We start from the raw sequence: 7,444 nt of genomic DNA, 5'->3' as shown, positions 1-7,444 counted from the left end.
AAAATCAACCAACACGATGAGCCAATCTCTCCGTTAAATCACACGGCTATCTGTTCCAAATACCCTGACGACGGACACTGCAAACGCAAAGTCAATATGAGCGCAAACAGTTCGCCGCACAGTACAATGACCTGTTGTCCCAAATCGAAGCCGTCGCAAAAGACAGCTCCTACAAGGGCAAGAACCTCCTTGCTGGGGCTGGCAACGACCTGACAACAATTTTTAATGAAGACGCGACGTCAAAGCTGACTATGGAGGCGGTAGACTTCACTGAAACATCGCTTTCCAACGGCCTAAACCTTTCAGATTTGATTGAAGGTCAAGGAGGGGCCACCGCATTTAATCTAACGGGTGGCAAAACGACAATCACTCTTACAGGCGCAGATGGTGCACTGAACTCAAGTTCTAAACTTGCCGAAGCATCTGCCATCGCCAGCCTGACAACGTCGCTGGAGTTTGTCGATAGGAGTGAAACGACCCCATCTGCTCAACTTATCAGTGGCTCATCAACTGTGAACGGTGGCCAGACCGTACAAGAGCTTGTGAATACTCTGAACGATCTAAACGGCGTACGTGCAGAATTCGACGACAAGACGGGAGCGCTGACGATTTATAGCAATGAAGATATGCTGATAAGCGAGGTTGGCGTAGGCGGCCTGTCGACCCCAATTACGATCGGCACCGCAGCGGCAGTCGATGCTTCTCATTTTAACACCACCAGCGCAAAACTGGTTGATAGTGCATCATTTGCAGTCGGCGATACCCTTAGCCTGACCGATGGTAACAATTATGAACTTGGCTCGCTCGAGATTGACGAAGACACAACGGTCGATGACCTTGTTAATTTCGTTAACGATTTCCAGGGCGTTGATGCATCCTTCAACAAAGGAACCGGTCGGTTGAGTATCCTGTCGGAAACCGACCTGACACTTGGCAGCAATCGCGGCGGTGGCACCAACTCTGATTTCAATGCTGTAGATTTTGGCGCAAATAGTGATGGTGTTGTTTTGTCCGCTTTGGAAGACTCAAGTTTTGCAACAGACAGTGACATCAACAGAGTGGTGGATCGTTTGAACAACGCACTTTCCACCCTGCGTTTTCAAGCATCTGAGTTCGGCACCAACCTGTCAACGATTCAGCATCGACAGGATTACACCACCGCTATGATCAATACGCTGCAGGAAGGGGCTGGCGAACTGACACTTGCAGATACAAATATGGAAGGCGCAAACCTTCTGGCTTTGCAAACTCGTCAGCAGTTGGCATCAACCTCCCTCTCCTTCGCATCACAGGCAGATCAGACGGTTTTGTCGCTGTTTTAGGAATCGTTGATTGGTCAACATCGCCTATTAACTTCAAAGCTATTTGCAAAACGGGCCTCGCGGCCCGTTTTTTTTTGCTAATTTCAATTTTCATAATACCGATGGCAAACGCAATGCGGAATGCAAGCATTTCCGCCATTCCTCGCGTTAACCAAGGTGCCATTCACTTTATTAACATTGTCATTTTTTACAATATAATTTACTGAAATTTTGTCTCATAATTGTTATTTTTAACAGTATTCATGATAGCTCTTCTGTACTGATCCAGCAATCCGCAACCCCTTTTACTATTGATTAAGGTTAACAGGGAATTCTTGTGCCAACCTGCTCAGGAAGAGCAGCTGAACATATGACCCAGGAAAGGGATTATTGATGTCAGGCATTACGCTTTCGGCTGCCGTTCGGCAGAACCTGCTTACCCTCCAAAACACATCCTTTTTGACAGCGGACGTCCAGAACAAACTGGCGACCGGTCTGAAGGTAAACTCTGCGCTCGACAACCCGGGCAACTTCTTCACCGCTTCTGCATTGAACGCCCGTGCAAGCGACTTGAGCAGCCTGCTCGACGATATGGGCCAATCAGTGAACACAATTAAAGCTGCCGATGACGGTATTACAGCCATCACAAAGCTGGTTGAGTCCGCTAAAGCAAAAGCAAATCAGGCCCTGCAGACACAGAGTCAGTACGAGCGGAAACAATTCGCCGCGCAGTACAATGAACTGCTCGAGCAAATTGAAGATACTGCTCGGGACTCAAGCTACAAAGGCAAAAACTTGCTTGCTGGCGCAGGCAATGATCTGCGGACACTTTTCAACGAAGATTCAACTTCTCGTCTTGATATCTCCGCAGTTGATTACACTGACACCACTCTCTCTACTGGTCTCAATCTATCGGATCTGGTGGAAGGACAGGGCGGCGCTACTGCGTTCAATCTGCTTGGCGGCGCTACAACCATCACCCTCACCGGTGCCGATGGTGCGTTGAACTCAAGCTCAATACTGAGCGAGTCGACGGCTATTTCGACAACGACGACCCTGGAATTCACGAACGTCCAGTCCAGCACGCCAACACTGATAGGTACCAACGTCAGCAGCGGCGCATCAGTTCAAGATCTTGTGGACGCTATTAACAACACGGAAGGTGTTCGTGCCGAGTTTGACGAAAGCAACGGTGAGCTGACCATCTACAGCAACCAGGACTTCCTGATCTCCGACACAGACACAACAGCGACAACCGCTCTGACGATAGGTTCTGCGGCTTCAGTAAATGCCTCGGCATTGACGACCGGTTCGCTTTTGACAAACAGTGGTTCATTCGCGGTCGGTGACACGATTGCATTGACCGACGGTAACAACTACGAGCTCGGTTCGCTTGAAATCGAAGCGAGCACGACAGTCTCCGACTTGGTCAATTTCATCAATGACTTCAACGGCGTTGACGCGCAGTACAACAACACAACTGGTCGTCTGAGCATCACGTCGGAAACGGACTTGACGGTATCAAGTGAGCGAAGTGGTTCCGCAAATACAGATTTTGCCTCCACAAACTTTGCTGCCACCGCAAATGGTGCGCAGTCCTTGTCTGCTCTGACAGACTCCGGGTTTGCGACTGACACTGAAATCAACCGGGTCATCACGCGGCTGAACAACTCACTTGGAAACCTTAGAACCCAAGCATCCGAATTCGGTACCAACCTTTCGATTGTTGAAAACCGGCAGGACTTTACCCGGGCTATCGTCAATACGTTGCAAGAAGGTGCTGGCAAACTCACCTTGGCAGATACAAACGAAGAGGGTGCAAACTTGCTGGCCCTGCAGACACGGCAGCAGTTGGCATCAACCTCCTTGTCCTTCGCTTCTCAGGCAGATCAGACCGTACTGTCCTTGTTCTAAAAGCAGAATCAGTTTCGCAGCAAAAAACGCGAACAGGAGCACAAACGGCGGGTTCACCACCCGCCGTTTTTGTTGCCTGACTGCAATTACTTGGCAGAAATCAAAAATTTTCTCTCGTAAATTCAATTAGTTAAAAGAAAGCTTTTGGTAACTTTTATTTAAATAACGTTAATTCGTGCATCACCGATTAACTTTCCGTTTAGATTTACGCACTTGGCCCTGATCTGTGAACAAGTATCCAGCAGCGGCCTGTACGAGTACTGAACAGGAAATGCGGTGAAGCCAGATGCCTGATATTGTTCTTTCCAGCGCGGTTCGCGACAATCTGTTGTCTTTGAAAAAGACTGCGGCTTTTCAGGAAACAACACAGAACCGCCTTGCGACCGGCTTGAAGGTAAATTCGGCCCTCGACAATCCGAATTCATACTTTACCGCGCAATCCCTGAATGACCGGGCAAATGACCTGTCCAATCTGTTGGACAATATGGGTCAAGCCGTTCAAACGCTTCGCGCAGCCGATGATGGCATTACATCGATCACCAAACTCGTTGAATCCGCCAAGGCCATCGCGAACCAGGCTCTCCAGACATCCAGTGAGTACGAACGGCGCCAATTTGCCATCCAGTACAATGCCATTCTTGAGCAAATCGAGGATATGGCTAAGGATTCGGGCTACAAGGGCAAGAACCTGCTTGCAGGTGCTGGCAATGAGCTTGAAGTCATCTTCAACGAAGACAGCACATCAAACCTGACCGTGAATCCGGTCGATTTCACCGACACCACGCTGGATACAGGCCTTAACCTTGACGACCTTGCGACAGGCGCAAGCGGCACTTCATCGTTTAATATGTACGGCGGCAGCGCCCAATTGACCCTGACCGGTTTGCAGGCCTCATCCAACCTCACGGATCTGGCCGCATTTGCGGACAACAACCATGTGATGGTCACAGATGGGTCAACGACGACAACCCTTACAGTCGGGGTCGATATCGTTACTGTTCAGGACTACGTTGACGCGCTCGATAACCTTTCAGGCGTCCACGCATCCTTTGACGAAACGACGGACTCAATCACTCTCGTGACAGGTCTGAACAGCAACGTCACGATTACCAAAGACGCAAACGGCGGTGGCAGCACTTCCGATGGTGGTATCACCGCTGGTGCGACGACACTGACTGCAACAGCCCTTTCTTCGACTGCGACACTAATTACCTCAGGCGGATTTAAGGCTGGTGATACAATCACCATCACCGACGGAAACAGCTTCGAACCAGCATCTCTTGAGATTGACGAAGAAACGACCGTCGATGATCTTGTCAAGTTGATCAACAACGTAAAAGGACTTGATGCCACTTTCTCTGGAGGAAGCATTAGTCTGATCGGTGAAGTGTCGTTTAATATCACCAGTGATAACAACGACTTCAACAGGATGCGTCTGGCGTCGACTTCTGGAACTGTGGCGTTGAGTGCAACAGCCTCGGAATTCAAGACCGACACGGACATAGAACGGGTCCTGCAGGCGATTAACGCTTCGTTGGACGAGCTTCGAAACTCCGCGCGCAGTCTGGGCACAGCGCTGTCCACAGTCGAGATCCGAACTGACTTTACCCAGAACATCATCAATACACTTGAAGTGGGTGCTGGCGACCTGACAATTGCCGACATGAATGAAGAAGGCGCAAACATGCTGGCCCTTCAAACACGGCAACAGCTGTCATCAACTGCCCTGTCCCTGGCCAACCAGGCGGAACAAAGTGTACTCAGCCTGTTCGGCTAACCGGAAAAGCCGGATTCGGCAGGTATCGGGTGAAAGTGTTAACCTATTTGTTAACGTTTCGCTCCGATACTCAAACGTGGAGGTCAAGGAATGGCGCTCAAGGTCGAGTTAAAGCCGGGAGAAAGGATCATCATTGGTGAAAGCGTAATTACCAATGACAACCAGAGAACCCGCCTATTCATCGAGGGCGACGCGCCGATCCTTAGAGAAAAGGACATTCTCACACCTGACACCGCAGATACGCCAGCAAAACGCGTCTATCTTGCAGTTCAGTTGATGTATTTATCCACCGACCTGGAGCGAGTTAAGGAAAGTTACTTCACCCTGGTCAATGACATCGTGAAGGCCGCACCGAGTACAATCCCTTATGTCACACGGATTAGTAACTCGATTATATCCGGATCCTTCTACAAGGCACTGAAAGAAGCTCGTAAGCTCATTGAGTATGAAGGGACGCTGATCAGTCATGTACAAACAGGCAGCGCAGGCCTATCAGAAAACCAGCCAGGCAGCACCGGTATCGCCGCGGGAGCTGGAAGCGACTCTGCTGATGAAAGCCGCAGCCCGGCTCCAGCTGATCAAGGATGAATGGGATGACCTCTCCCTTGCAGAGGTCGATGACGCCCTGATTTACAACCGTAAACTCTGGACGGTTCTTGTCACTTCTGCGACCAGCGAAGAGAGTTCTCTGCCGCTGGAAATCAAAAACAACATCGGATCTTTGGGGGTTTTTGTCTTCAAACAGACGATGACTGTCATCACGACACAAGATCCGGAGAAGCTTGGAGCACTAATCAGCATCAACCGCACGATCGCGGAAGGCTTGCGGGCAAAGCCTGAGTAAGTCAGCTCCCCATACAGACGACAAAAAAGCCGGTGAATTGACACCGGCTTTTTTTGCATTCTGATCGAGTGAGGGCCTTACCTCAGATAGTCGGCAAGGCTCAGGTTGAAGACGATCGAAGAGGCATTGTAGGAGACCTCGATGTTCGTCCTGAGTTGCAGGATTTCTGCGGCAAGCCGGTCCTGATCAATGCCTTCGATCTCTCCGATGGTCGCCTCGTAGGTGTTCACGACCTGAATGTGACGTTGATCCGTCAAACTTGCGGTTCGATGCGCGATTGCAATGTCTGTCGAGATGTCCACGATGCCAGACTGATCGATGCCAGGTGGCTGCAATATGGCCCGTAAATCTGTCGAGAGCGCGTTGTAGTACTCTTCATCAAGCTGGGCGCCACCGGAGAAATCAGCCGCAGCAAATGTTGCAAGTGTTTGCACGAGCTCTTGAAGTGGCTCCTCGTTGGCCCGCACGCCATATTCTACCGTCAGATTTGTATCAATGATCGCGTTCTTGTCGGTGCGCGGATCCGTGGTCGTCGTATTGCGTCCTGTATACCAAGAGACGGTATCCGTTGCGCCGGATGTCAGCGCAGTCGCCGTGGTGTAAGGAGGACCGTCAACCCTCTGTGGGACTTCACCGTTGTAAGTGCTGAAGAACTCGTCCGAAGCCCAAATGTCTGATGCAGCCTTCAGGGTTGTTTGTGCGGTATCTTCCAACTCCTGAGCAATAGCGTCGCGGAGGTTTTGTGCCGTCTCTTCCAAATCCGCACCAATCGCAAATGTCCCCTCAGCTTCATTGGAGGCGGCTGCCGTCAACGTGATTGTCGTTGTATTGGTATGATCAGGCGGGAGCGTCAGTGTAATTTCAATCTGCTCGCCAAGCGTCGGTTGTCCCGTGAATTGAACGTCGAAGGTATCTGGGTCCCCTCCTCCTGGGCCTGTGAGTGTCACGTTGGTCAGCGTTGATGTCACGGATGAAATATCGAAGCCGAAATCGTGTGCCCCGTCTTCCGCAATTGTAAACGTGGAATCCACTGGCCCGGGTGTTGTCGTTAGGGCAGACACGGTCATCCGGCCATTATTCAAGGCACCCAAGTTCGCTTGGGAGAACTCGCTCATGTAGTCCTTCAGGCCTGAAAGGCCGTTGGCACCGTTCATAATGGTATCAATGGCCTGGACCGGATCGGAGATCGCATCCGTCCCGCCGAACGGGTAGTAACCGGCGACTTCAGTATTCAAGATATTAAGAGCTTCGTTCAACAAGAGCTCTGCTCTTGACTGGGTCTGGGTTTGACCATCGCTCTGGATCACAAAGTCATTGGTATCCATTGCGGACTTGGCATCCCGCCGGATATCTTCCAAACGATCCAGCGACACTGTCATCGCTTCAAGATGCAAGTTGGAGATTGTTATTGTCTCTTGATAGGATTCGATCAGGCTGACTTTTTGCGTCAGCTGAATATCCAGCAGCCGACGATCACCAATGTCGCCATAGGTGCTGCCAACCTTGCCGCTCGCCAGCTGTGTTGTCTTCTCAGTGAGCTTGTCATTGAGGTTCAACAGCTGGCTGGTCAGGTAACTCCGCGACGTTGAGATGGATGATACTGGCATA

General features: G+C 50.6%; 6 protein-coding genes. 5 read left to right on the top strand and 1 reads right to left on the bottom strand.

Annotated elements, in window-relative coordinates; all coding sequences use genetic code 11:
• Positions 1–134: 134 nt before the first annotated feature.
• The 5 genes from RBB44_RS18710 (at position 135) to RBB44_RS18690 (ending at position 5,836) form a co-directional block, all read left to right on the top strand.
• Complete coding sequence (locus RBB44_RS18710; protein ID WP_371932278.1) at positions 135–1,322, top strand: flagellin; 1,188 nt, start codon at positions 135–137, stop codon at positions 1,320–1,322.
• Between the two features lie 372 nt (positions 1,323–1,694).
• Positions 1,695–3,215, top strand: a complete 1,521-nt coding sequence (locus tag RBB44_RS18705; protein ID WP_209174074.1) for a flagellin — start codon at positions 1,695–1,697, stop codon at positions 3,213–3,215.
• 286 nt (positions 3,216–3,501) lie between these two features.
• The gene (locus tag RBB44_RS18700) at positions 3,502–4,992 is read left to right on the top strand and encodes a flagellin (RefSeq protein ID WP_306149098.1); all 1,491 of its coding nucleotides are present in this window, start codon (positions 3,502–3,504) and stop codon (positions 4,990–4,992) included.
• Between the two features lie 90 nt (positions 4,993–5,082).
• On the top strand, positions 5,083–5,580 hold the full coding sequence (gene flbT / locus RBB44_RS18695; RefSeq protein WP_286183269.1) for a flagellar biosynthesis repressor FlbT: 498 nt from the start codon (positions 5,083–5,085) through the stop codon (positions 5,578–5,580).
• On the top strand, positions 5,525–5,836 hold the full coding sequence (locus RBB44_RS18690) for a flagellar biosynthesis regulator FlaF (RefSeq protein ID WP_228198267.1): 312 nt from the start codon (positions 5,525–5,527) through the stop codon (positions 5,834–5,836). The genes flbT and RBB44_RS18690 overlap by 56 nt, the downstream gene beginning before the upstream one ends.
• 77 nt (positions 5,837–5,913) lie before the next feature.
• Here the strand turns inward: RBB44_RS18690 and RBB44_RS18685 are convergent, their stop codons facing one another.
• Entirely contained in the window at positions 5,914–7,443 is a 1,530-nt protein-coding gene (locus RBB44_RS18685; protein ID WP_306149097.1) for a flagellar protein, read from the bottom strand.
• Position 7,444 lies beyond the last annotated feature (1 nt).

The sequence above is a fragment of the Roseibium sp. MMSF_3247 genome, assembly GCF_030733765.1.
Classification (GTDB): domain Bacteria; phylum Pseudomonadota; class Alphaproteobacteria; order Rhizobiales; family Stappiaceae; genus Roseibium.
This window is presented reverse-complemented; position numbering and strand designations above follow the sequence as displayed.

Excerpts from the sequence above, each read along its gene's own strand:
- RBB44_RS18685 (WP_306149097.1), bottom strand. The coding sequence starts at position 7,443 with ATGCCAGTATCATCCATCTCAACGTCGCGGAGTTACCTGACCAGCCAG.
- flbT (WP_286183269.1), top strand. The coding sequence starts at position 5,083 with ATGGCGCTCAAGGTCGAGTTAAAGCCGGGAGAAAGGATCATCATTGGT.
- RBB44_RS18700 (WP_306149098.1), top strand. The coding sequence starts at position 3,502 with ATGCCTGATATTGTTCTTTCCAGCGCGGTTCGCGACAATCTGTTGTCT.
- RBB44_RS18705 (WP_209174074.1), top strand. The coding sequence starts at position 1,695 with ATGTCAGGCATTACGCTTTCGGCTGCCGTTCGGCAGAACCTGCTTACC.